Source organism: Pseudomonas sp. HY7a-MNA-CIBAN-0227, assembly GCF_040310325.1.
Lineage (GTDB): Bacteria > Pseudomonadota > Gammaproteobacteria > Pseudomonadales > Pseudomonadaceae > Aquipseudomonas.
Window position 1 is genome coordinate 134,555 of record NZ_JBEOPT010000007.1, and the last position, 21,861, is coordinate 156,415.

At 60.2% G+C, this 21,861-nt stretch carries 14 protein-coding genes and 3 pseudogenes; 6 read left to right on the forward strand and 11 right to left on the reverse strand.

The genetic code is table 11. The features are described from left to right. The first annotated feature begins 93 nt into the window (after positions 1–93). Both AAEZ06_RS14150 and AAEZ06_RS14155 read left to right on the forward strand, forming a co-directional pair. The gene (locus AAEZ06_RS14150) at positions 94–1,719 is read left to right on the forward strand and encodes an NADP-dependent glyceraldehyde-3-phosphate dehydrogenase (protein WP_149412671.1); all 1,626 of its coding nucleotides are present in this window, start codon (positions 94–96) and stop codon (positions 1,717–1,719) included. 140 nt (positions 1,720–1,859) lie between these two features. Continuing rightward, the gene (locus AAEZ06_RS14155; RefSeq protein ID WP_149412672.1) at positions 1,860–2,939 is read left to right on the forward strand and encodes an FUSC family protein; all 1,080 of its coding nucleotides are present in this window, start codon (positions 1,860–1,862) and stop codon (positions 2,937–2,939) included. 74 nt (positions 2,940–3,013) lie between these two features. Here AAEZ06_RS14155 and AAEZ06_RS14160 read toward each other — a convergent pair whose 3' ends face one another. Beyond that, complete coding sequence (locus AAEZ06_RS14160; protein ID WP_350614870.1) at positions 3,014–6,727, reverse strand: Ig-like domain-containing protein; 3,714 nt, start codon at positions 6,725–6,727, stop codon at positions 3,014–3,016. Between the two features lie 468 nt (positions 6,728–7,195). Then, positions 7,196–7,951: a TetR/AcrR family transcriptional regulator gene (locus AAEZ06_RS14165; protein WP_149412674.1), complete on the reverse strand. Its 756-nt coding sequence runs from the start codon at positions 7,949–7,951 to the stop codon at positions 7,196–7,198. Positions 7,952–8,308: 357 nt separating this feature from the next. On the opposite strand from AAEZ06_RS14165, the pseudogene AAEZ06_RS14170 reads away from it, so the two are divergent. The 4 genes and pseudogenes from AAEZ06_RS14170 (at position 8,309) to AAEZ06_RS14185 (ending at position 12,742) form a co-directional block, all read left to right on the forward strand. Then, positions 8,309–9,009 (forward strand): annotated as a pseudogene (locus AAEZ06_RS14170) (ABC transporter ATP-binding protein). Then, positions 9,006–10,205 (forward strand): ABC transporter permease, encoded by a 1,200-nt coding sequence (locus tag AAEZ06_RS14175; RefSeq protein ID WP_149412675.1) that lies wholly within the window; start codon positions 9,006–9,008, stop codon positions 10,203–10,205. Before AAEZ06_RS14170 ends, AAEZ06_RS14175 begins: the two are co-directional and overlap by 4 nt. Continuing rightward, positions 10,198–11,472 (forward strand): annotated as a pseudogene (locus AAEZ06_RS14180) (TolC family protein). Before AAEZ06_RS14175 ends, AAEZ06_RS14180 begins: the two are co-directional and overlap by 8 nt. Continuing rightward, positions 11,462–12,742, forward strand: a pseudogene (locus AAEZ06_RS14185) (efflux RND transporter periplasmic adaptor subunit). The pseudogenes AAEZ06_RS14180 and AAEZ06_RS14185 overlap by 11 nt, the downstream one beginning before the upstream one ends. Here the strand turns inward: AAEZ06_RS14185 and AAEZ06_RS14190 are convergent. From AAEZ06_RS14190 to AAEZ06_RS14230, 9 genes are all read right to left on the reverse strand, one after another. Beyond that, positions 12,729–14,168 carry an FAD/NAD(P)-binding protein gene (locus tag AAEZ06_RS14190; protein WP_149412676.1) on the reverse strand — a complete coding sequence of 480 codons (1,440 nt, stop codon included), beginning with the start codon at positions 14,166–14,168 and terminating at the stop codon, positions 12,729–12,731. The pseudogene AAEZ06_RS14185 and the gene AAEZ06_RS14190 overlap by 14 nt on opposite strands. An 11-nt stretch (positions 14,169–14,179) precedes the next feature. Continuing rightward, positions 14,180–14,947 carry an ABC transporter ATP-binding protein gene (locus AAEZ06_RS14195; RefSeq protein WP_149412677.1) on the reverse strand — a complete coding sequence of 256 codons (768 nt, stop codon included), beginning with the start codon at positions 14,945–14,947 and terminating at the stop codon, positions 14,180–14,182. Between the two features lie 3 nt (positions 14,948–14,950). Further along, positions 14,951–16,291, reverse strand: a complete 1,341-nt coding sequence (locus tag AAEZ06_RS14200; protein ID WP_149412678.1) for an ABC transporter substrate-binding protein — start codon at positions 16,289–16,291, stop codon at positions 14,951–14,953. A 24-nt stretch (positions 16,292–16,315) separates the two neighbouring features. Continuing rightward, on the reverse strand, positions 16,316–17,365 hold the full coding sequence (locus AAEZ06_RS14205; protein ID WP_350614874.1) for a branched-chain amino acid ABC transporter permease: 1,050 nt from the start codon (positions 17,363–17,365) through the stop codon (positions 16,316–16,318). A gap of 4 nt (positions 17,366–17,369) precedes the next feature. Then, positions 17,370–18,251 carry a branched-chain amino acid ABC transporter permease gene (locus tag AAEZ06_RS14210; protein WP_350614876.1) on the reverse strand — a complete coding sequence of 294 codons (882 nt, stop codon included), beginning with the start codon at positions 18,249–18,251 and terminating at the stop codon, positions 17,370–17,372. Further along, positions 18,248–19,021 (reverse strand): ABC transporter ATP-binding protein, encoded by a 774-nt coding sequence (locus AAEZ06_RS14215; protein ID WP_350614878.1) that lies wholly within the window; start codon positions 19,019–19,021, stop codon positions 18,248–18,250. The genes AAEZ06_RS14210 and AAEZ06_RS14215 overlap by 4 nt, the downstream gene beginning before the upstream one ends. Further along, complete coding sequence (locus AAEZ06_RS14220; protein WP_350614880.1) at positions 19,018–19,986, reverse strand: acyl-CoA synthetase; 969 nt, start codon at positions 19,984–19,986, stop codon at positions 19,018–19,020. The genes AAEZ06_RS14215 and AAEZ06_RS14220 overlap by 4 nt, the downstream gene beginning before the upstream one ends. 95 nt (positions 19,987–20,081) lie before the next feature. Beyond that, a complete protein-coding gene (locus AAEZ06_RS14225; protein WP_149412683.1) occupies positions 20,082–21,461 on the reverse strand; it encodes an LLM class flavin-dependent oxidoreductase in 1,380 nt (459 codons plus the stop codon). Beyond that, positions 21,461–21,853 (reverse strand): acyl-CoA dehydrogenase, encoded by a 393-nt coding sequence (locus AAEZ06_RS14230; RefSeq protein ID WP_350614882.1) that lies wholly within the window; start codon positions 21,851–21,853, stop codon positions 21,461–21,463. Before AAEZ06_RS14230 ends, AAEZ06_RS14225 begins: the two co-directional genes overlap by 1 nt. Between the last annotated feature and the right edge of the window lie 8 nt (positions 21,854–21,861).

A 21,861-nucleotide genomic window follows, 5' to 3' on the forward strand; every position in this document is an offset into this window, starting at 1 on the left:
CTATGCGCAGGACAAAACCTCAAAACCTTGCAACTCGGCCCTTTGATGGGTGAATCTCTAACCACGCTGTGCAACCACTCCTGGGGTAGCGATATGTCCACCGATAACCTGCTCGCCAATCTGTTTCCCGCCGCCGCCGACATTCCCGAGCAATTCCGTCTCGCGGCACCCATTGAACAGCGTGATTATCTGGTGGACGGCCAGTTGCGGGTATGGGACGGCCCCCTGGCCCAGGTGCGCAGCCCGGTGCAGTTGCATGGACCCGATGGCGACACGCCGGTGATCATCGGCAGCACCCCGCTACTGGACGCCGAAACGGCGCTGACCGCACTCGACGCCGCCGTGCGCGCCTATGATCGCGGCCAGGGCAGTTGGCCGACCATGCGCGTGGTGGAACGCATCCAGCACGTCGAAGCCTTTTTACGCCGTATGCGTGAACAGCGCGATGCGGTGGTGAAATTACTGATGTGGGAAATCGGCAAAAACCTCAAGGACTCGCAGAAAGAGTTCGACCGCACCTGCGACTACATCACCGACACTATCAACGCCCTCAAGGAACTCGATCGCCGCTCCAGCCGCTTCGAGCTGGAGCAGGACACCCTAGGGCAGATTCGCCGGGTGCCTATGGGCGTGGCGCTGTGCATGGGGCCTTACAACTACCCGTTGAACGAAACATTCACCACGCTGATCCCGGCGCTGATCATGGGCAACACCGTGGTGTTCAAGCCGGCCAAGCTCGGCGTGCTACTGATCCGTCCGTTGCTGGAGGCGTTTCGCGACAGCTTCCCGGCCGGGGTGATCAACGTGATCTACGGCAGCGGCCGGGAAACCGTCAGCGCGTTGATGGCCAGCGGCAAGATCGACATCTTCGCCTTTATCGGCACCAACAAGGCCGCCAGCGACTTGAAGAAGCTGCACCCGCGCCCTCACCGCCTGCGCGCGGCGCTGGGCCTGGATGCGAAGAATCCCGGCATCGTCTTGCCCCAGGTCGACCTGGATAACGCCGTTAGCGAAGCGCTTACCGGCTCGCTGTCCTTCAACGGCCAGCGCTGCACGGCACTGAAAATCCTCTTTGTGCATGAGGACGTGGTTGAGAGTTTTATCGCGAAATTCAATCAGAAGCTACTGAGCCTCAAGCCCGGTATGCCCTGGGAAGACGGCGTGTCGCTGACCCCGTTGCCAGAGCCGGGCAAGGTCGACTACCTGCATGCGCTGGTAGCCGATGCCCAGGCCAAAGGCGCCCGTGTGGTCAATGCCAATGGTGGCGCCAGTCGCGGTTCATTTTTCTACCCGGCGGTGCTGTACCCGGTGAACACCGCGATGCGTATCTACCACGAAGAACAGTTCGGCCCGGTGGTGCCCATCGTGCCCTACCGTGATCTGGATACGGTGATCGACTACGTCCTGGAATCGGACTTCGGCCAGCAACTGAGTATCTTCGGCACCGACCCGACTGAGGTGGGCCGACTGGTGGACACCTTCGCCAACCAGGTGGGCCGGATCAATATCAACGCCCAGTGCCAACGCGGGCCGGACACCTTCCCGTTCAACGGCCGCAAGAACTCAGCCGAAGGCACGCTATCGGTGCATGATGCGTTGCGGGTGTTTTCGATCCGTACCTTGGTTGCGACCAAGTTCCAGGACAGCAACAAGGAATTGGTCAGCGACATCCTGCATAATCGCGCGTCGAGCTTTTTGACTACTGATTATATTTTCTGAAACCACACCACTATTGTAGGAGCGAGCTTGCTCGCGAAGGACTCAAGCACATCGCGCGTATCCAGACAACACGCGTTATCGTTGAAGATCCTCGCGAGCAAGCTTGCTCCTACAGTGATTTCGAGACGCCCACAAAACCGATGAAGCTCTTTTCCTCCGTCCGTCTACCCAACTTCGTCCGCCGCCTGCTGCGTCCCCTGCTGGACCCCTACCGCCGCTACCGCCACGCCAGGCTGATCCATTCGGTACGGGTGTCACTGGGGCTTTTGGCTTCGATCCTGTTAACCACCGGCCTCAACCTGCCCCATGGCGAATGGGCCTCGGTGACCATGCTGGTGGTAATCGGCGGCCTGCAGCACCACGGCAACATCGGCAAGAAAGCCGTCGAGCGAGCCTATGGCACGCTGATCGGCGCCACCGTCGGTTTGTTGCTGGTAGCGCAACAGGCGTATCTGGGCCAGCCGCTGCTGACCTATCTGCTGATGTCAGTGGTCTGCGGTTTCTTCTCTTATCACGCCATCGGCAAGGGCGGCTACACCGCTCTGCTGTCCGGGATCACCGTGTTCATCGTCGCCGGCCATGGTGATAATCCGCTGGCCGATGGACTGTGGCGCACGGTCGACATTCTGATCGGCATCTCCCTGGCCCTGGCGTTTTCCTTCGCCCTGCCGCTGTATGCCGTGTATTCGTGGCGCTATAACCTGGCCAGTGCCTTGCGCGATTGCGCAGCGATCTACAGCCGGATCATCAGCGGCCAGTCGGTTACTGACGATGATCATCTCAAGCTGCTTAACCGCTTGAATGCGGCGATGGTGAAACTGCGCTCGCTGATGCCGTCGGTGTCCAAGGAAGTGCGGATCTCCATGACGAAGCTGGATGCTATTCAACGCCATCTACGGATGTGCATCAGCACCCTGGAGATCCTCGGCAACACCCGGCCGGACCCTCGGGATGAGCAGGCCACGGCCCGGATGCAAATAGCCCTCAAGGCTGAGCATCGGCAGATTCGGGTGCAATTGATCGGCATGGCGCGGGCCTTGCAATCGGGGGCGACGGAGCGGTTGGAGCGGGCCAGTTCGGTTCCCGATCCCGACACAGCATTGGAGACACCCATCCACAGTGCGCTGGATGGGTATCGGCTATTGACGGTGCAGTTGGCGGCGAATGTGGATGGGATGCGGGGGCTATTGGTGAAGAGTTCGAGGCAGTGGAGGATTTGAGGGTATAGGCGCTGTAAAAAAACGGGACAGCCTACGATTAAATAGGGTGTCCCGTGAATGGCCTGCAAAGGCTGTTATCTGAGCCCTACCCCCAGGAGTCGGTTACCCACCCACTGTTTGAAGGTCCCTTCTGCCCCCGTATTGATGTTCCGCCCGTACCAGTAATCGAAAAACAGAAAATTATGGGACCACGTGCTGGACCAATAAAGCCCATTGCCCATTGGCCAACTATTGCCATAAGCGGCGCTTATCTCACGCAGTTCATTAAGAGAGGCCAGGCGCACGCCTTGACTTCTGGCCCTGTTGTCGATGTCGGTCTTGGTGCCCCCTCCCAAGCCATAACACAGCACGACGCCGCCGACATAAACGACATAGCTCCTCGTTTGCGCCGGCACAGAAGAGTCACGCACGGTAATCGTCGCCGATCCGTTGCCTCTTACAGTGACATACCCCGTGGAGTCCACGACTGCCACGCCGGTGTTGTTCGAGGAGTAGGTGTAACCCAGAGTGCCACCCGATGCTGTATGTCGAATCGAGTTGCCGGAGTTAAACGCCGGCAAGCTAGCCTGGTTTCCCGGTATCAGATAAGTACGCCCATTGAGGGACACCGCATTCGAGTTAAAGACCAAGGGGCTGGTGAGCCGCACGGTGTAGACCGTACTGGGGAAAATGATCGCACGGGACTCGTCCTCACTCCCGTCATATGTCACTTTCAGCGAGACGGTGACGCTACCATTGTTAGGCACACCCAATAACCAGGAGCGAAGCAAGGGGATGTTCGCCAAACCGTTGGCTTGCTGAATGGCAGTTATAGGGTGCCCTTCCAGCAAAACCTGGGTCACAAGACCTGGGCTGGTCACTCTGAGCCAAACACGTTGCCCTGTTACGCTCAAGCGCCACTTTTGCGCGGAAACAATGGCATCTGCGGTCAGGGCAGGCGGGTTGAGCGAACCACCATGAGGCGTGTTATTGATCAGCGCCATGGACAAGCTGCCTGACGCGATGGTACCCACGATGACCGTCTGCTCTTCGGAAAACGCAGTTCCGCCTCTGCCCAACTCCACCGTGTACTGCAGGCGGATAGTGCTATTTACGCTGGTTCCAAGAATGACATTACCGATATTAAAGGTCACCGTACCCCCATCAAGCCCGTCCTGGGTGCTGATGACAGGCATGGAGCCGTCGGCATAGATCCAGTGCAAGGTTATTCTGTCGGTTCCTCCCGCGTTCATGTTCGGGTAACTCACCAGAACCTGGCATTTGTTCTCGACCACAAGCGGGTTAATCGACACCTGCGGCCCGGTGGCAGGCGTGGAGTCCTTGATTTGAGGATGCGGGTAGGTGTTTTTCTCCATTTGAATCATGTGATGCCGAACGTCAAACAACACCGCATTATTGAGGTCGCCGCTGTGGTCGAATGTGACCCAGAAACTGATGGTCAATTCAGACCACTCCTCCAGGTTGCGCAACGCCAGCACCGGAGTCTCGCTGGTGATACCGTTGCTCACCTCGCTATCGTCAACGTCGCGGCCCCGATACACGTAGTTGTCGTATGCAAGCCCGGTGTTGCGAGTACCTTGATAACGCAACCACATGCGCTGGCCCAGGTGCGCGTACATCCAGGCCGGCACGCGAGTTTCGTCGAAGTCTTCGAGCAATGGAATTTCCAGCACCGCGTTGTCGCCGATACTGTCGATCAATGGGCCAGGAAGGTTGTGCAATGTCAGCAAGCGTAGGGTCAGCACGGGCGACGGGGTCGGATAACCGTTGCGGATCACCTGAAAGGAAACATGGATATCACGGCCATCGGGGTGGATGTTAAAGCCAATTGCCTCGGTCGGGATCGTGAAGTCGATATGGCCGCCGACCTGGTTCTCCTTGACCTCATAATGGGTGCCTATACCAGGAAGTCCTTTCCAGCAAACCTGGACTTTATCGCCAGCCTTGATGTGTTCGTACTTGATCCGCACCGTCGCACCGCCCGGCCAAGTGAGCGCGGGGTCAAGCTCATCAGGTTCGGTGGTGGCTTGCAGTACCTCAGGCAAAAACAGCTCGCCCAATGCGGTCCCGACGGTCACACGCAGCTCATCGGAGTATTGAGTAACTCCGAAGCGATCAATCAGGTAACTGACCGTGAGCGTGCCGTCCAGGTTGTCAAGAAACAGTTGCCTCGGGATATCCAAAACCAGCGGATTGTGGTTCAGGTACAAGGTGTATTCAAACTGCTGCTCACCACTAAGCGAGCCTGTGTATTTGACGATGACCAGATCACCCATTTTGAAATCCGTACGCAACTCAAGGGTGCCCACACTGCCAATGGTAGCGGGATCAACATTGCCGTTAATCGCATCAAGGATAATCGGCGCCGGCAAGTCCCGAGGTGGACGGCCGATTTGCACCCACAATCGTTCTGACTCTCGTGCACCGATGGCACCCGTGACGACATAATGCACATTGGTGTCACGCAAGCCCTCGAAACGCATGTAATCGGCATTCGGAAAATCTCGGGTTCGTATATGTATCCCTGCGAGCCGCGAAGACGAAACCCGCTCTATGGAATTGTCCTGGCGATACCCCTGGATGGTGACCTCCAGGTTATCGCCAGGACTGCCTGGCGGCTGGTAATCAGGCATCTGCGCAGTAATGCGCACAAGGTCCGGCTCAATGAATGGACCATGGGCCTCTCTGACCGAGGGCCGAGGCAATGCATAACGAATACCGGCGATCGTAATCGTGGTATTCCTTGAGGGCAGGTCATCCTCGCCGACCCTTTGCCGAACATAAGAGACCGTCATGGTGCTCTGAATGAGGGACCTGACCAGCTCGTTCCTGATCGGGAATTCGTAATACTGAGGAATTCTATCGACCCGCTGCAACATGGATTCACTGACGAACGCTCCATCAACGGTCGTGCCGTGCACCGTGAGCAAAATGAAGTCCCCCACCCTGAAGTGAGGACTGTTGCGCGCAACATTCACCTCGGCATGCGCAGGCTCTCTGCCAAGTGCATCGGCGTCCAGTACCATTGTGTCCTCGTCAGCCTCGACGACATACGGCTCTTCAAGCAGCTCCAGATCCAGGTCCACTTCTACAGGTACTGGCTTGCACCAGGGCTGCAGTTCACCCGAGCGATTACGCACCTCGTCATACAGGTAGAACTGCACGACAAAATGGCCGCTGCCCGCCAGTGCGATAAAATCGGGATCAATCACGAACTCCAGGTCCAGGTCCACCTGGTCGGGGGTAATCGGCGGGACGTCATAACGATGTTCTCCCCAATAGAACATCACCAGGTCGTTAACTCGCATGTTCTCCCATTTCTTGATCGTTGCCTTGACACCCCTTGCAGCGACGACAGCGTCAATGAAGGTATCCGATAGAGTCAAAACCAGTTTGGAGTGCCAATTTTCATGGGGCCGGTCGTCAGCACCGCCTGGCCGCGTATCCTTGATAAACACGACTTGAAGTGGCGAAGTGCTGAGTTGAGTGCTGCCGACCCTTTCAACCTCACCGTATACATCCGGTATAAAGCCCAACGGCACCGTGGTTCGAGGGATATTCAAGAAAAATCGCTGGTTGGCAACGTCTCCAGGCTTCACCGTATCCTCGGCCATGACAATGCCGTTCATCCGTATCCGATACGTGTCCCCAACATTGATACTTTCCCAACGCTCTAAGACGTAATCCAGCCCTTCTTCGAGATGGCGAATGCCCACGCCGTATGCCGCGCCATCTACAGGTGTGACCTGTTGGGGCGATGTGTAGGGGGAGTCCAAATCTTCAATCATGCTAAAGCCTGCACGAGTATCCGATTTCTTCACCGTGGCAGGTTTCTTTGTTATGGGAGTCGGTCTTAGAGCGGCGGGCTTTATCGGCATGATTGCTCTCCAAATTAAACAGCGTGTAGACAGAACACGCGCCAAGAGAAATCAAACACCCGCCCCATGGGCACGTCTACCTGTCAGAATTGACAGTCGCGACGAATGGTAGACCACGATGACGTATCCAGAGAAAGTTACTTTCAACATAAACGCCACACACTCACGCTTTCTCTTACATAGTTTTCACGCTTTATTCACATCCACGGCCGTAGTGTGAAGCCTCATCCGTTACAAATGCTTCACATCAAGCCCGCCGCCCCAGCGGGCTTTTTTTTGCCTGGGTTTTACTTGGATAGAGTGGGGAGTGGTAGCGGGGGTTGATGAAGTGCACGACTGGCTACCGCTTGGCCGGCTCCGGGCGGAGCCGGCGGGCCATCAGCGAGCGGCTTTGCTGGCGTTGGGAGCCGCCCCCTGCTCGCGGATCGCCCGCTGGGTATCAAGCACCCGCGCCAAGGCCATTTCGGCCTCGGGGCTTTGCTGCGGCACGCGAATGGCCGCCGAGACCAGAGTGATCAGCTTGGCCATGACTTCAGCATCGGTGGCCGGACGGCCCAGGCTCATGGAGTTCATCAGCAAGCGCAGTTCGGTCCCGGCCATCACCCCGGAGATCGCCTTGAGGGCAAATTGCAGGCGCACCCCCAATTCGTTACGCGGCAGGTCCGGCAGTGCCAGGGCGAATGCTTCAAAGAAGCGCTGGAACACCGGCTGATAGTGCACCTTGAGGTACTCCTGGATAAACGGCGAAGTGTCGCTGTAGACCCGGCCCAGGAAACGAATAAAGGAGCGCCCTTCACCGCTGGCCGGATCGCTGCGCTCCAGGCCCATGGCCGGGGCGAACAGCACGCCGAGCAGGGTGTCGCAATCGAGCGGGCCATCAGATTCGGCCTCGCATTTGTCGAGCAATTGCAAACGTTGTTCGTTGAGCGGTTCCAGGCGCTGCATCAGCAGCGTCTTCATAAGGGAGTCTTTGTCCCCGAAGTGGTAATTCACCGCAGCGAGATTGACTTGCGCCTTCTCGGTAATCTGCCGCAACAAAACGGCGTCATAGCCGTATTTGATGAAAAGAGCCTCTGTCGCATCCAGCAATCGAGTCTTGGTAACGTTTGGAGCGCTGGGTTTCTTCGCGACCATAGGGGTTCCACATGGAAAGGGATGTTTTAAAAAAAATTGGATTTTTTATACCGGGGCCGCTGTTGAAAGCAAGTAGTGACACTGCACCATATTACCCAAAGGCCCTATCAGCCACCTTCTTGGGGGTGATCCGAGGTGTTTCACAACACCCTGCGGCGCCTCATTGTCCCATTTTCGACAGGTGAAACCGCTCTATCTCTCTGGCTGGCGAAGCGAGTAGATCAAGGTTACTATTCAAACAATATTTTAAAAACAAGAAATAAAACCAGTCCGTGACGCATGCCAGGCAGCGCCTGAACTTGTTACAACAATTTTCGGGAGCGTAGGAGGAGCGTCGAGACTGCAGGCGTAGTCATGATGACAGAGGCCCCCACGCTCCCAGGCTTCATTTCCCTGCAAGGCATCGGCAAAAGCTACCAGTTGGCCGGGCAACACCTGTCCATCCTCAATGATGTCTGCCTGTCTATCGCCAGCGGCGACAGCTGCGGCATCCTCGGCGCTTCCGGTTCCGGCAAAAGCACCCAGCTCAATATCCTCGGCCTGCTGGATCTGCCCGACTGCGGTCAATACCGCTTTGCCGGCCACAATATTTTCAGCGCCAACCCCGACCAATTGGCGGCGATCCGTAATCAGCAGATCGGCTTCGGCTTCCAGAGTTTCAACCTGCTACCGCGCCTCAGTGCCCTCGACAACGTCGCCCTGCCCCTGAGCTACCGCGGCGTGTCATGCCACGAATCGGTCGAACAAGCCCTGCGCATGCTCGACCAGGTAGGCCTGGCCGAGCGCGCCCACCACCGACCTGCCGACTTGTCCGGCGGCCAGCGCCAGCGGGTAGCGATTGAGCGTTAGTAGGGAAGCCGTCAGTGATCCTCGCTGACGAACCCACCGGTAACCTCGACAGCCACACTGCTCAGCAGATCATGGACCTGCTGTTGGCCCTCAACCGCGAACAACAGGTGACGCTGATCATCGTCACCCACGACCCACACATCGCCGAACGCCTGAATCGCAAGATCCTGGTGCGCAACGGCGTGGTGCAAGAGGCCGGACGTCTATGAGCCTGCGGGTCGAACAGAGCCTGAGCCAATTGCTGCACGAGGCGCTCGTCAGCCTGCGAACCCTGGGCAAGCGCTCGATCCTGGCCCTGTTGGGCATCGTCATCGGCAGCTCCTCCGTGGTGGCGCTGATCAATATCGGCCACAACGCAGCCGAAGATGCCGCGATGATTTTCAAGGACATGGGCACCGATACCCTGGTGGCGCAATTTCCCCCCAAAGGCAGCAGCAGCGTTTCGATGCCCCCCAGCCTGGACCTGGAAGCGGTGCGCAAGGCCGTGCCGGAAATCGCCCATATCGGCGCAATTTCGTCGTTCAGCGGGCCTGTCGTCTTCCAGGGTCGCACCGCCAACGCCGGCCTGATCGGCAGCACCCCGGACCTCAAGGACGCCATGCGCCTGTCGCTGCGTGAGGGGCGCTTCCTGTCCAAGTTTGACGCTGGCGAAACCTACGCCGTGATCGGCGACCAGACCGCTCAGGCATTGAGTGTTCCCGGCGACCCACTGCAACTGGGCGACCATGAGCGAATCAATGACTACCTGTTCCTGATCGTCGGCATTCTTCACAACCAGCCCCGGTCGATGCTGATTCCAGTGCAGGCCAACGAATCGCTGTTCATTCCCGCCCAGGGCATGCGCCGCATCTATTCCGCGCCCCAGGTCAGCAACGTGGTTATCCGCGCCACGCCGGGGCAGGACATGGAACGCATCGCCGCAAACGCCGCAGCAGCCCTGAGAACCCAGCTCACCGACCACGATGTCGACATTCAGGTGCCCCAGCAAATTATCGACGGCATGACCCGGCAAAGTCGCACCTTCGCCTATTTATTGCTGGCCTTGGGCGCTATCTCCCTGGTAGGAGGCGGTGTCGGGGTGATGAACGTAATGCTGATGAACGTTTCCGAGCGCCGTCGCGAAATCGGCATTCGTATGGCCCTGGGCGCCCGCCAGCGCGACATCCGTAACCTGTTCCTGCTGGAAGCGGTGACCCTCACCGCCGTCGGTGCCCTGTGCGGGGCAGTAGTGGGCATGACCGCTGCCTATCTCTACGCCTGGCTATCGGGTTGGCAGTTTTCCCTGGCCGTCGCCGCCTTGCCACTGGGCGTGGGTATCACCTTGCTGGTGGGGTTGTTTTTCGGTATTTACCCGGCGGTCTCGGCGTCACGGTTGCAGCCCGTAGAGGCCTTGCGCGATGAATAAACGGCTGCTGCTGATGATCGCCCTGGTCAGCCTGCCCAGCTTTGCGGCCGACGTGGTGATCCGCTCTTCGGCCCCAACCACTACCCGCAGCGCCTACGATCGCAGCGTGTCCCTCAATGCGCAGATCACAACCCTGACGCTGGGGACGCGGTGTATCTGGGCTTGCGCAACAACCCCGGTATTCGAAGCGCCTACCTGCAACGAGTGGCGCAAAAATTCGACCTGCGGGTAGCCGAAGACACCTTCAACCCCAAGCTGATGCTTAACAGTTATTACCGCAGCGCCCAAGGTTCCGATGACCGCGCCCGCAACGCCAACCTGGCACCCGCCGCCACCCTGCTCGGTGAGTACGGAACGCGGCGGAGCATGGCCTGGACCTGGCAATTATCCAGCCACTGATGCGCGGTGCCGGCTGGGACGCCACCACTGCTCCGCTGCGCCTGTCACGTCTGTCGGAGCAGGCCAACCGCTTGAACCTCAAGGCCAACGTCGCGCAAACCATTAGCCAGATCATCGCTACCTACCGGGAGCTGTTGCGCGCCCAGGAACAACTGAGCATCACCCAGGAGGCGCTGAAGCGCTCCAACACGTTGCTGGACGTGAACAAGGCGCTGATCAATGCCGGGCGCATGGCCGAGTTCGAAATCGTCCAGACCGAAGCAGACATCGCCACCCAGCAACTGGGCGTGGAAGAAGCCCAGAACCAACTGGGCATGAGCCGTCTGGCACTGCTGCGTCTGTTGGCCCTGGACCTGTCGACACCCATCCCGCCACCGAAGCCCTGGAGGCCTCGCGCATGGACATCGACAAACACCAGGCCTTCAACTTGGCGCAGAACCAGCAGCCGGAATACCTCGCCACCTTGCTCGGCAGCCAGCAGGCCGACCTCAACCTGGTAATGGCCAAGGATTCCGGGCGCTGGCAGGTCGACTTGGTGGCCGGGGCCAATCAGCTGCGCGACGCGTCCAATAACGACTTCGGCAACACCAATAATCGACATTGGGACAGCTATACCGCAATCCAGGTGCAGATTCCCATCGGCGATATCAGCACCCGCCAGGCCGAAGTCCGCGCGCGGATTGAACGGGACAAACTCAGCACCGGACGCTCCACCAACTTCCAGGTGCTGAGTTTCGAAGCCGACCTGCGCAACGCCGAAAACTCGCGGCTCAACGCACTGATTGCCTATTTAAATGCCCAGACCCAGCTCGAGCTGACCCTGGGCATGACACTGGAAAGTTGGGAAATCGCCCTCAATGACTACTAATAAAAAACGCCTGCTGGGCGCCGCGATGATTGTGCTGTTGGTGGGCGCCGGGATAACCGTCATCAGCTATCGAAGCCCCGCCGCTGATCAAACCGGCAGGGCTGAGCAGTGGCTGGTGGTAAAGACCGATCCACTGGTGCACCAGATCGGCCTGGTGGGCAAGATCGAGCCCGACACCACCCTCACCCTCACTGCGCCGTTCGATGGCAACGTGCAAGCTAATCTGGTGGAACAGGGCCAACGTGTGGACGCCGGCCAGATGCTGCTGCGCATGGACCCGGCGACCCTCGAAATACAACTACGCGAAGCCCTCTCCGCCCAGCTCAAAGCCCGGCGAACGGTGTAGGAAATGCAGGACTGGGACAGCGGCCAGCAAGTCAGCCGTAGCCTGCGTACTGCCGAGATGTCTACCGGCAATACCCAGCGCAAACTCACCGAAAGCGAAAACCTGTTCAAGCGCGGCATCATCGCGCGCAACGAACTGGACGACCTCAAGCAGCAGGCCCAGCAGCAACAGCTGGACATGGTAGCGGCACGCGGCGAACTGCAACAGGCCATCGATCAGGGCAAGGGCGAATACCGGCAGATTGCCGATATGGAGCTGACCAACGCCACAGTGAAATACGACGCCTTGCGTATCCCGCTTGATGGCAAGGAGGTCAAAGCACCGCTCTCCGGCATCGCCGTACCGGCGCTGGGGAGCAATAGCCCACAAGGCGGGGGCAACAGCAGCGCACCGGTGCAGGTCGGCAGCAAGGTCGGCCAGGGCCAGGTGCTGTTCGGGCTGGCAAATATCGAACGGCTGAAGATCGTCGCCAAGGTTTCAGAGCTGGACATCAACCAATTGCACCAGGGCCAGGCGGTAGAAGTGATGGGCGATGGTTTCGACGGCGAGCGCCTGAGCGCAACCGTCAGCGTGGTCAGCGGCCTGGCCATCGCCAGTGACAGCCAGGGCAGCGCGCAGTTTGCGGTAACGCTGTCGATCCCCAAACTGACTGCGCAGCAATTGCAGCGGGTGCGCCTGGGCATGAGCGCGCGACGGACCATTGTCACCTACAGCAATGACCAAGCGATCATCGTCCCGGTCCAGGCGATCAACCGCGACGCTACTGGGGTGTCAGTGGAGTATCGGGCGGCAATGGATAAGCCGGTGGAGCGGGTGACGGTGACCACAGGGCAATCCACTTCCGAGGGAGTTGAAGTGTTTGGGCTCAAGCCGGGGTTTGTAAAGGTGGGCGCCCCCATCCCCGCCGCCCCTACGCGAGATTAGCCGGAGCGCCTTGAGCCAGCCGGGTCGCCAACGCCTTGGCCTGGCTCGCTACATCGGTCACTGCCGTGCTCTCCCACCACATGCCCCTAAGCGGCGGCCCCATGGCAAACAGGCGCTGGCTAACCTGACCGTGGGCATCGAGCACGGCGCCTGACGTATCCGCCGTAATCCCCAGCGCCAATGGCCCCGGTTGAATCAACCCACGCGCCAGCAGTTGCCGAGGCAACGGCCGAGCCACCCGGCGCCAATCGTATTCGATACCGCTGGAGTTGATCAGCGCAGCACCGCTGACCTGCATCGTTTCCTGCTCACCGCGACGGCGCAGGCGGATGGTCACTTCACCCGCCTGGGACGGTTCCAACCCCTTGAACGAGGCAGCCTGGATGCGCAACCGCCCTTCCCCGTGCAGGCGCGCCACCAGTTCGGCGCTCAAGGGTGGCGAGCGGTGGTGATGGCTTTCCCACCAGGGCCGTACATGACGCACGAACTGGCGCTTCTGGCGCTCGCTGGCCTGGCTCCACAGGCGGCCGATATGGGAGCGCACGGTATCCAGCGGCGCTTGCCAATCGATGCCTTGCTCCAGCGCCTCCTGGCACTGGCGGCGCACTTCACGCAGGAGTTGCCGAGGGCTGCGAAGGCGATGGTCTTCGCCAAGGAAGTCCACCCAGCTCGGCGGTTGCCGGCGCACATGGGGCAGCAAACCATGGCGAGAAAACACCTCGATCGGCCCTCGATGCCCGGACTGTTCCAAAGACACCACGGCGTCGACCATCGTCAGGCCGGAGCCGATAATCAGCACCGTCGATGGTGGGTCCAGTTGGGTCATGGCCTGCACGTCCCACGGGTCGACGGCTGCCGCATTCAAGCCGCAGGAGGAGGTCTGCGGCGTACGGGCAGCAGGGAACATGCCGGTGGCCAAAACAGCAAAGGCGCCGCGCAGTTGCTGGCCATCGCTCAAGGTCAGCAGCGCCGAATCTTCATCCACCTGAAGATCAATCACCTCGGCGCGAATATGTTCCACGGTTGATTGCGAAAGCGCCTGGGCTTCAGCCAATCGTTGCTGAGCATACAACCCAAAAATCCCCCGGGGCGGGAACAGCTCGCTGACGGGCACATGTTGCTGGTCCGACTCCGGCCAACCGCCCGCCGCGATGTGTTCGGTCAGCCATTGGGTCAAATCATCGGCGTTGTCCGGATCGACGCTCATGCGCGCCGCGTTGCCGTTCAAGGTGTGCCCCAGCTCCACGGCGCTGTAGGCCTCGCCGCGCCCCAGTTCACTGCGCGGCTCGATGATCAGGATCTGCCGTTTGCCCGGCAGGCGCAGCAGTTGCGCGGCCAGCAAGGTGCCGCTCAGGCCACCGCCAATCACCAGCACATCGGCGTTGCGGATGGCGCTCGTCGCCTGTCCGCGTTCAGTTTCAGTCATCAAATGCGCCCTTACTGTCTGCCCAGGTAGATGTCATGCAAATCGCCCCGCGCCAGCAGCTCACTGGCGCTGCCGCTGAGAACCACCCGCCCGGTATCGAGCACGTAGCCTTGAGAGGCATAGTTCAGCGCGACGTTGATATTCTGCTCGGCGATCAAAAAACTCATCTGCTGATCCCGATTGAGTTGCCCGATGATTTCGAAGATTTCCTGGACGATCATAGGCGCCAAACCCATCGACGGCTCGTCCAGTAGTACCAAAGTAGGACGGGTCATCAACGCCCGGCCGATGGCGACCATTTGTTGCTCGCCGCCGGAGGTCAATCCGGCGCGGGTATGGCGCTTGGTCTTGAGCCGAGGGAACCAAGCGTAGATGCGTTCCAGGTCCTGTTCCATATCCTTGCGGCTCAAGCGCCGCACGAAGCCGCCGCTGCGCAGGTTATCCTCCACCGTCAACTGGCCGAACACGTGGCGGCCTTCCAGTACATGGACCATGCCCTGGCGCACCCGCTGGCTGGGATCGACCCCGGCCAGATTGCGCCCCTGATACTCGATCACGCCCCGGCTGACCTCCGCCCGCTCGGCTCTCACCAACCCGGAGATGGCCTTGAGGGTGGTGCTTTTACCGGCACCATTAGCGCCGAGCAAGGCGACAATAGCGCCTTTGGGCACACTCAAGGACACCCCGGCCACGGCGAGGATCGCGCCGTCGTAGATCACTTCGATGTCCTTGACCCCGAGCAGGGTCTGGCTCACAGGTTCAGCGGCGGGCTGGCTCATGGCTTATTGGCCCCCGGTGCAGGTGCGCGGCGTCAGGCCTTTTTCCTTGGCGAAGGCGGCAGATTTTTCGTCGATCAGCGGGCGCAACAGCGCACGATCGGCGGCGATCCAGTCGCTGACCAGGGTCCAGTTGGCGCCGTCCCATTGCTGCACCCGCGCCGAACCGCCGCCTTCATGGTCACTGCAGGACAGCTTGAGATTTTGCATCAGGCCCAGGTAGCCCATGTCCTTGAGGCGCGCGTCGTCGATGTTCAAGTGCTCCAGCCCCCAGCGGCCTTCTTCACCGTTGAGCGGGCGCTTGCCAAACTTGGCCTGGCCGGTGCGAATCGCTTCCACGGCCACCGCGGCGTTCACCAGGCCTGAGTTGTAGTAGACGCTGCCGAAGTTTTTCAGGTCCTTGAGATCGCTGTGGCCCTTGTCGAGAACGTATTGTTTGAGGCGCTTGTGGATCTCAAAATCCGCGCCCGCCGGATAAGGCGTCAACGCCAGGTAGCCCTTGGCGGAAGCGCCTGCAGGCAATACGTCCTCACTGGAGCTGGCCCAGATATCGCCGATGATATGGTCCACCGGGAAGCCAAAACGCGCGGCGGTCTTCACCGCTACCGGCGTCGACACGCCCCAGGTACGCAGGAACACCCAGTCCGGGCTGGCCTGGCGGACCTGGCGCCACTGCGCCGACTGCTCGTTGCCGGGATCGGCCACCGGGATCTGGATATTCTCGAAGCCGTACTTCTCAGCCAATAACTTCAACGGCCCAAGGGTTTCCCGACCGTAAGCCGAATCGTGATAAACCGTGGCGATTTTTTTGCCCTTGAGCTTGTCGAAACCACCTTCACGCTGGGCGATGTAGTTCACCAGGGTCGAGGCCTCGCTGTAGAAGGTCAGCATCACCGGGAAGTTATAGGGGAACACGGTGCCGTCGGTGGCTTCGGTGCGCCCGTAACCGAGGGTGATCAGCGGGATCTTGTCCACTTCCGCCCGTTCGCTCAGGGCGTAGGCCGCCGGTGCGCCGTTAGGCTGGTAAACCGCAACCGGCGCGCCGTCCAGGCCATTCTTGAAGCGCTCGTAGCACTCGATGCCCTTCTCTGCTGTCCATTCGGTCTCGCATTCCTGCCACACCAACTTGACGCCGTTGATGCCGCCTTCGACCTCGTTGATATAGCGCAGGTAATCGATCATCCCGGCCCACACCTGCACGCCGCTGGAGGCATAGGCGCCGACGCGATAGGTGGCCAGGGGAATGAATTGCTGGTCGGGCGAGGCCACGGCCTGTGGCACCGCGCCAGCCAATGCCGCCAGCGCAAAGGCTGCGCTGGCCAGGGAACGTTTCAAGGATGCACGCATGGAAATTCTCTTATAAGGACGGATTCAGAAACGCAGCGGCCACTGACGCAGCCGTTCGCGAAGGTTGTGCAACAGGCGAATCAAGCCCTCGGGTTCCTTGATCAGGAACACGATGATCAACGCGCCAAAGATGATTTTCTGCAGGTTCTGCAACTGCCCGGCATCCACCGAACCACCGAACAGCGCCTGCCCGGCATGGCTGAGAAAGATCGGCAGCAAACTGATGAATGCCGCACCGACAAAGTTGCCGGCAATGCTGCCCATGCCACCGATAATGATGATGAACAGGATCTGGAACGAGCGATTGATATCGAAGCTGCTGGCGCTGGCCGTGCCCAGATAGGCGAACGCCCATAGCGCGCCGGCGATGCCGAGGTAGAAGGAGCTGACGGCAAACGCCAGGCGCTTGTAGCGCACCACCGGAATGCCGACCACGGCGGCGGCGGTATCCATGTCACGGATCGCCATCCAGTTGCGGCCCACCTGACTGCGTACCAGGTTGACGGCGGTCCAGGTCAGCAGCAACACCGTCACCAGCGTCAGCAGATAGCGGCCCAGCGGCGTGTTGAGGTCGTATCCAAACAGCGCCAGCTTCGGCGCAGAAATGGTCCCGGACGAACCGTAGTTGTAGAACCACGAAAATTTGACGAACAACCATTCCAGGAAAAACTGCGCCGCCAGGGTGGTGACCATCAGGTAGAAACCCTTGATCCGCGAACTAGGCAGGCCAAATAACAGCCCCACCAAGGCGCTGATAACGCCACCGCCCAGCAGCGCTACCGGCAGGCCCAGTTCGGGCAGGCGCAGCAGAAAACCGTAGGTGGCGAACGCGCCCACAGCCATGAAGCCAGCCGCGCCAACGGAGGTCTGTCCGGTGTAGCCGGTCAACAGGTTCAGGCCCAACCCGGCCAAAGACAGCACCAAAAACGGGATAAGGATCGCATTGAGCCAATAGTCATTGCCCCACAGCGGCACGACGACAAAGGCCAGCGCCAACAGGCCAATCAGGCCCCAGGGCAAGCGACGCTGAATCAGTTGCAGCGGCGCGGTTTGATGGGCAACAGGAATCGACATGGCTTCAGACTCGCTCGATGGCGCGCTCGCCAAACAGGCCGGCGGGACGGATATACAGGAAGGCCAGGGCCAGGACATAAGCGAACCACGGCGTGATGCCGCCGCCGATCAGCGGGCCGATATACACCTCGGCCAAATTCTCCGCAGCACCGACAATCAGCCCGCCGACAATCGCCCCGCCAATCGAGGTAAAGCCGCCGATAATCAACACCGGCAAAGCCTTGAGCACCACCAGCGACAGGGAAAACTGCACTCCCTGACGCGCGCCCCAGAGCAAGCCGGCCACCAGCCCAACGATCCCGGCCACCGCCCAGACGATCTGCCAGATGCGGTTGAGGTTGATGCCAATGGACAGCGCCGCAGTGGTGTCATCGGCCACCGCCCGCAGGGACACGCCGATGCGGGTCTTGTTGAACAGCAGCGCCAGTACCGTCACCAGCACCACGGCAGCGGCGGCGGCGATCAGATCGAACTGGCTGAGCATCAGGGGCCCGAGAAACAGCGGCACGTCGTCGATGCCCAGGTCCAGTGCGCGCACTTGCGAGCCCATCAGACCCTGGGCCAGGCCCTCGATGATGAACGACAGGCCGAGGGTCGCCATAAATAGCGTGATCTGCGAACGGTTCACCAATGGCCGCAGCACCAGACGCTCAATCAGCAAGGCGCCGACGATCATCACCATCACCGTCAGCAACAACGCCAAGGCAAACGGCACACCCTGATCGTTCAGGCTGACGAAGGTCAGGGCCGCGAACAGCAGCATCGAACCCTGGGCAAAGTTGAACACGCCGCTGGCCTTGTAGATCAGCACAAAGCCGATGGCGACCAACGAATACATGGTGCCGGCGAGCAAGCCACCCAGCAGGGTTTCGAAAAAGAAGGTCATGGCGTGGCCACTCCCAGGTAAGCGGCGATCACGTCGGGGTTGGCCTGGACTTGCGCCGGGGTACCGTCACCGACCTTGCGCCCGTAATCGAGCACTACCACATGGTCGGACAGGCCCATGACCACGCCCATGTCGTGCTCGATCAACACCACGGTGGTGCCAAGGTCGCGGTTCACGTCGGCGACAAAACGGGCCATTTCCTGTTTCTCCTCGGCGTTCATGCCGGCCATGGGTTCATCCAGCAATAACAGGCTCGGCCCGGCAATCAGCGCGCGGCCCAGTTCCACGCGCTTTTGCAGGCCGTAGGACAGGTTGCCCACCAGCACATCGCGATGGGCTTGCAGTTCAAGAAACTCGAGGATTCCCTGGGCGCGCTGGCGGAAGGCTTCAGCTTCGCGGCGCGCCCGAGGCAAGCTGAGGGCCTGTTCGATAAAGCTTGTGCGCATATGGCGGGACAGGCCGGTGAGGATGTTGTCGAGCACGCTCATCTTCTTGAACAGCGCGTTGTTCTGGAAGGTGCGGCCAATACCTCGGCGTGCTGCGCCCAGCGGGTCGATGCGGTGAAAGTGTTGCTGCTCAAAAACGATCTCCCCAGCGTCAAAGCGATAGACACCGTTGAGCACGTTGAGCAACGAGCTTTTGCCGGCGCCATTGGGGCCGATCAGTGCGCAGATCTCGCCACGCTGTACGTCAAAGGACAAGCCGTTGATGGCCTTGACCCCTTTAAACGCCAGGGAGATGTCGCGTACCTGGAGAATGGTTTCGCTCATGCAATTTCTCGTTTGAATTCGGCCAGCCACTCGGGCGTCGCCGTACTGTGCCGGTTGCTCGGGGCCTGCCAGATGGACTGCAAGCGCTGGAACCCCAGGAGCCGGCGCACGCGGTTCTTGATCAACCGACGCAGACCGCTTTGCGGGTGGGCGATGGCCCAGTCACACAGACGTCGGCGCCAGGTGCCCTGGGGGGCTAGGCGGCTTTCGATTTCATCGGCCAGTTGTTGCAAACGCGCCGGGGATAACAGCAAGCCGGTGGGTGCCACTTCGCTGCGATCGCGCCGAGCCGAAGCGCGGCTCTCCGGGAAGGCCAGGTTCTGGCCACTGCCGAGCCATTGCTCCAGCACCACCGCCAGGCCGCCTTGCCAGTGGGTGCCCTCCTCGCTCCACAGCGCGGTCTCGGCGCTGGATTGCCACCAGCGATTGAGGCGTTGCGCGGGGTCTACAGGGCCGAGCAATTGAGCGAACGCCAACACATCGTTCCTCGGCGCTGCTTGCTCACTGATCAACAACTGCGGTGCCGCGCTGCTGCCGGCCACCGCCAGCCAGTGCTGCAATTGCTGGCGGCCCTGGACATAGGCGTGAGTTGGGCGAATACGCCACAACTGTTTATGCAGGGCACCGGGCTCCAGGTCATCGGCCAGGGTCAACGTCTGCCCGCCGATAGACTGGGCGGCCAGGGCCAGCAGCAATAGGTTGGGCTCGAAGGCACCGCTCAGGGCCAGCCGCGAATATTCGGTAAAGCCCTGCTGGCGCAAACCATCGGCCAAGCGCTCGACATCCCGCAGGGCATCGATCCAGCGCCAGGCATACCACTGGCCATGGCGCTTGTGGCGCAAGGCGCTGTGCAGCGGGGTGACCTGGGCCCAGTGGTGCAACTGCTCCAGGGCCTTGGGCAAGACGGTGACCCATTCGGCGGGCCACTCCACATCCAGCACACGTTTGAGTTCGTGCACGCTCATAGGGGTAATGCTCCTATTGGTGGTTAAGCGTGCGGTGGTCCGCTGGCCGGAATTTGATGATCGTTCCCACACGGAGCGGGGGAACGATAATGCAGTTAGATAGCGGTGGCTTTGAGGTCTCGGTAGCCGGCGCCTGGATGGTTCTGCGGCAACCGTGCCCCTTCCCCAAACAACTTCTCGCGAAGCGTGCCTTGGGCATATTCCGTCTTGTACACCCCGCGTTTCTGCAGCTCCGGCACCAATAGTTCCACGGCGTCGATAAAGGTCTCGTGGGTCAACGCGTACGCCAGGTTGAAGCCGTCAACGTCGGTCTCCTCAACCCATTCCTGCAACAGATCGGCAACAGTCTCGGGACCGCCGACAAACAGTGGGCCAAAACCGCCAATCCCCACCCAATCTGCCAACTCATTAGGCGTCCAGACCTTGTTCGGGTCTGCCGTGGAGAACGCTTCCACCGCCGATTGAATGGCGTTGGTGTGCACATGTTTGAGCGGTTCATCGGGTTTGAACTGGCTGAAGTCAATACCGGTCCAACCGGAGATCAGCGCCATCGCCCCTTCGTAGCTGACATAGGATTTGTAATCGTCGAACTTGGCCTTGGCCTTGGCGTCGGTTTCGCCAACGATCACCGTCTGCAAATTGAAGATCAGGATTTTCTTCGGATCGCGCCCTGCTTCGGCGGCCCGGCGGCGGATGTCGGCGACGGTCTTTTTCAGCAGGACTTTCGACGGTGCGGCGACGAACACACATTCGGCCTGTTCGGCGGCAAACTGCTTGCCACGGCTGGAAGCGCCAGCCTGGTACAACACCGGCGTGCGTTGTGGCGACGGTTCACACAGGTGAATCCCCGGCACCTGGAAGTGTTTACCGACGTGCCGGATCTCATGGATCTTGCTCGGGTCACTGAAGATCCGCCGCTCGCGATCCCGCAGCACCGCGCCGTCTTCCCAACTGCCTTCCCAGAGTTTGTAGCAAACCTCAAGGTATTCCTCGGCGTAGTCGTAGCGGGCGTCGTGTTCGGTCTGGGCTTTCTGGCCAAGGTTCTTGGCGCCGCTTTCCAGGTAAGAGGTGACGATGTTCCAGCCGACGCGGCCCTTGGTCAGGTGGTCGAGGGTGGAGAGGCGCCGGGCGAAGGGATAGGGATGTTCAAAGGACAGTGATGCCGTAAGGCCAAAACCCAGGTGTTCGGTAACCAGGGCCATCGGCGCGATCAAGGACAAGGGATCATTGACCGGCACTTGGGTGGCCTGGCGAATCGCCGCGTCCCCGTTGCCGTTGTAGACGTCATAGATGCCCAGCACGTCGGCGATAAACAGCCCGTCGAACTTGCCGCGTTCGAGAATTTTCGCCAGGTCGGTCCAGTACTCCAGGTCCTTGTACTGCCACGAGCGGTCTCGCGGGTGGGCCCACAGGCCCGGTGACTGGTGGCCGACACAGTTCATGTCGAAGGCATTCAAGCGAATTTCACGGGACATCAAACAGCACTCCTGACGCGGGGTGGCACCACGTTATTGAGGCGGTAGTTGCCGACAATCTGGTATTTCCAGCGCAATGGGTCATCAAGGGACGGCGGTAACGCAGTGCGCTGGCCGGTCAGTTCAAATTCGGCATTGCTGGCGGCGAGCAAGGCCTCGCTGCTGGCGATCTGGGCTTCGGTGAAGGCCACATCGATTTCTGCAGTGCTCTGGCCCTGGGCCTGGATGAGTTCGGCGCGCTTCAGCAAGGCGGCGGCGACATCGATGCGAATCAGCAGGTCGCCAAAACGGCTGATCACATAGGGATCGTCGCTTTTTCGAACAAAGCGCAGGGTGCTCTCCAGCAGTTGGCGGGCCTGGTCCAAAGGGGTGGGCTGCGTCAGTGCATTCATTGAATAGG

What these genes read in the sequence shown, in the direction of transcription:
- AAEZ06_RS14150 (WP_149412671.1), top strand. Translation starts at nt 94, where the DNA reads ATGTCCACCGATAACCTGCTCGCCAATCTGTTTCCCGCCGCCGCCGAC.
- AAEZ06_RS14155 (WP_149412672.1), top strand. Translation starts at nt 1,860, where the DNA reads ATGAAGCTCTTTTCCTCCGTCCGTCTACCCAACTTCGTCCGCCGCCTG.
- AAEZ06_RS14160 (WP_350614870.1), bottom strand. Translation starts at nt 6,727, where the DNA reads ATGATTGAAGATTTGGACTCCCCCTACACATCGCCCCAACAGGTCACA.
- AAEZ06_RS14165 (WP_149412674.1), bottom strand. Translation starts at nt 7,951, where the DNA reads ATGGTCGCGAAGAAACCCAGCGCTCCAAACGTTACCAAGACTCGATTG.
- AAEZ06_RS14175 (WP_149412675.1), top strand. Translation starts at nt 9,006, where the DNA reads ATGAGCCTGCGGGTCGAACAGAGCCTGAGCCAATTGCTGCACGAGGCG.
- AAEZ06_RS14190 (WP_149412676.1), bottom strand. Translation starts at nt 14,168, where the DNA reads ATGACTGAAACTGAACGCGGACAGGCGACGAGCGCCATCCGCAACGCC.
- AAEZ06_RS14195 (WP_149412677.1), bottom strand. Translation starts at nt 14,947, where the DNA reads ATGAGCCAGCCCGCCGCTGAACCTGTGAGCCAGACCCTGCTCGGGGTC.
- AAEZ06_RS14200 (WP_149412678.1), bottom strand. Translation starts at nt 16,291, where the DNA reads ATGCGTGCATCCTTGAAACGTTCCCTGGCCAGCGCAGCCTTTGCGCTG.
- AAEZ06_RS14205 (WP_350614874.1), bottom strand. Translation starts at nt 17,365, where the DNA reads ATGTCGATTCCTGTTGCCCATCAAACCGCGCCGCTGCAACTGATTCAG.
- AAEZ06_RS14210 (WP_350614876.1), bottom strand. Translation starts at nt 18,251, where the DNA reads ATGACCTTCTTTTTCGAAACCCTGCTGGGTGGCTTGCTCGCCGGCACC.
- AAEZ06_RS14215 (WP_350614878.1), bottom strand. Translation starts at nt 19,021, where the DNA reads ATGAGCGAAACCATTCTCCAGGTACGCGACATCTCCCTGGCGTTTAAA.
- AAEZ06_RS14220 (WP_350614880.1), bottom strand. Translation starts at nt 19,986, where the DNA reads ATGAGCGTGCACGAACTCAAACGTGTGCTGGATGTGGAGTGGCCCGCC.
- AAEZ06_RS14225 (WP_149412683.1), bottom strand. Translation starts at nt 21,461, where the DNA reads ATGTCCCGTGAAATTCGCTTGAATGCCTTCGACATGAACTGTGTCGGC.
- AAEZ06_RS14230 (WP_350614882.1), bottom strand. Translation starts at nt 21,853, where the DNA reads ATGAATGCACTGACGCAGCCCACCCCTTTGGACCAGGCCCGCCAACTG.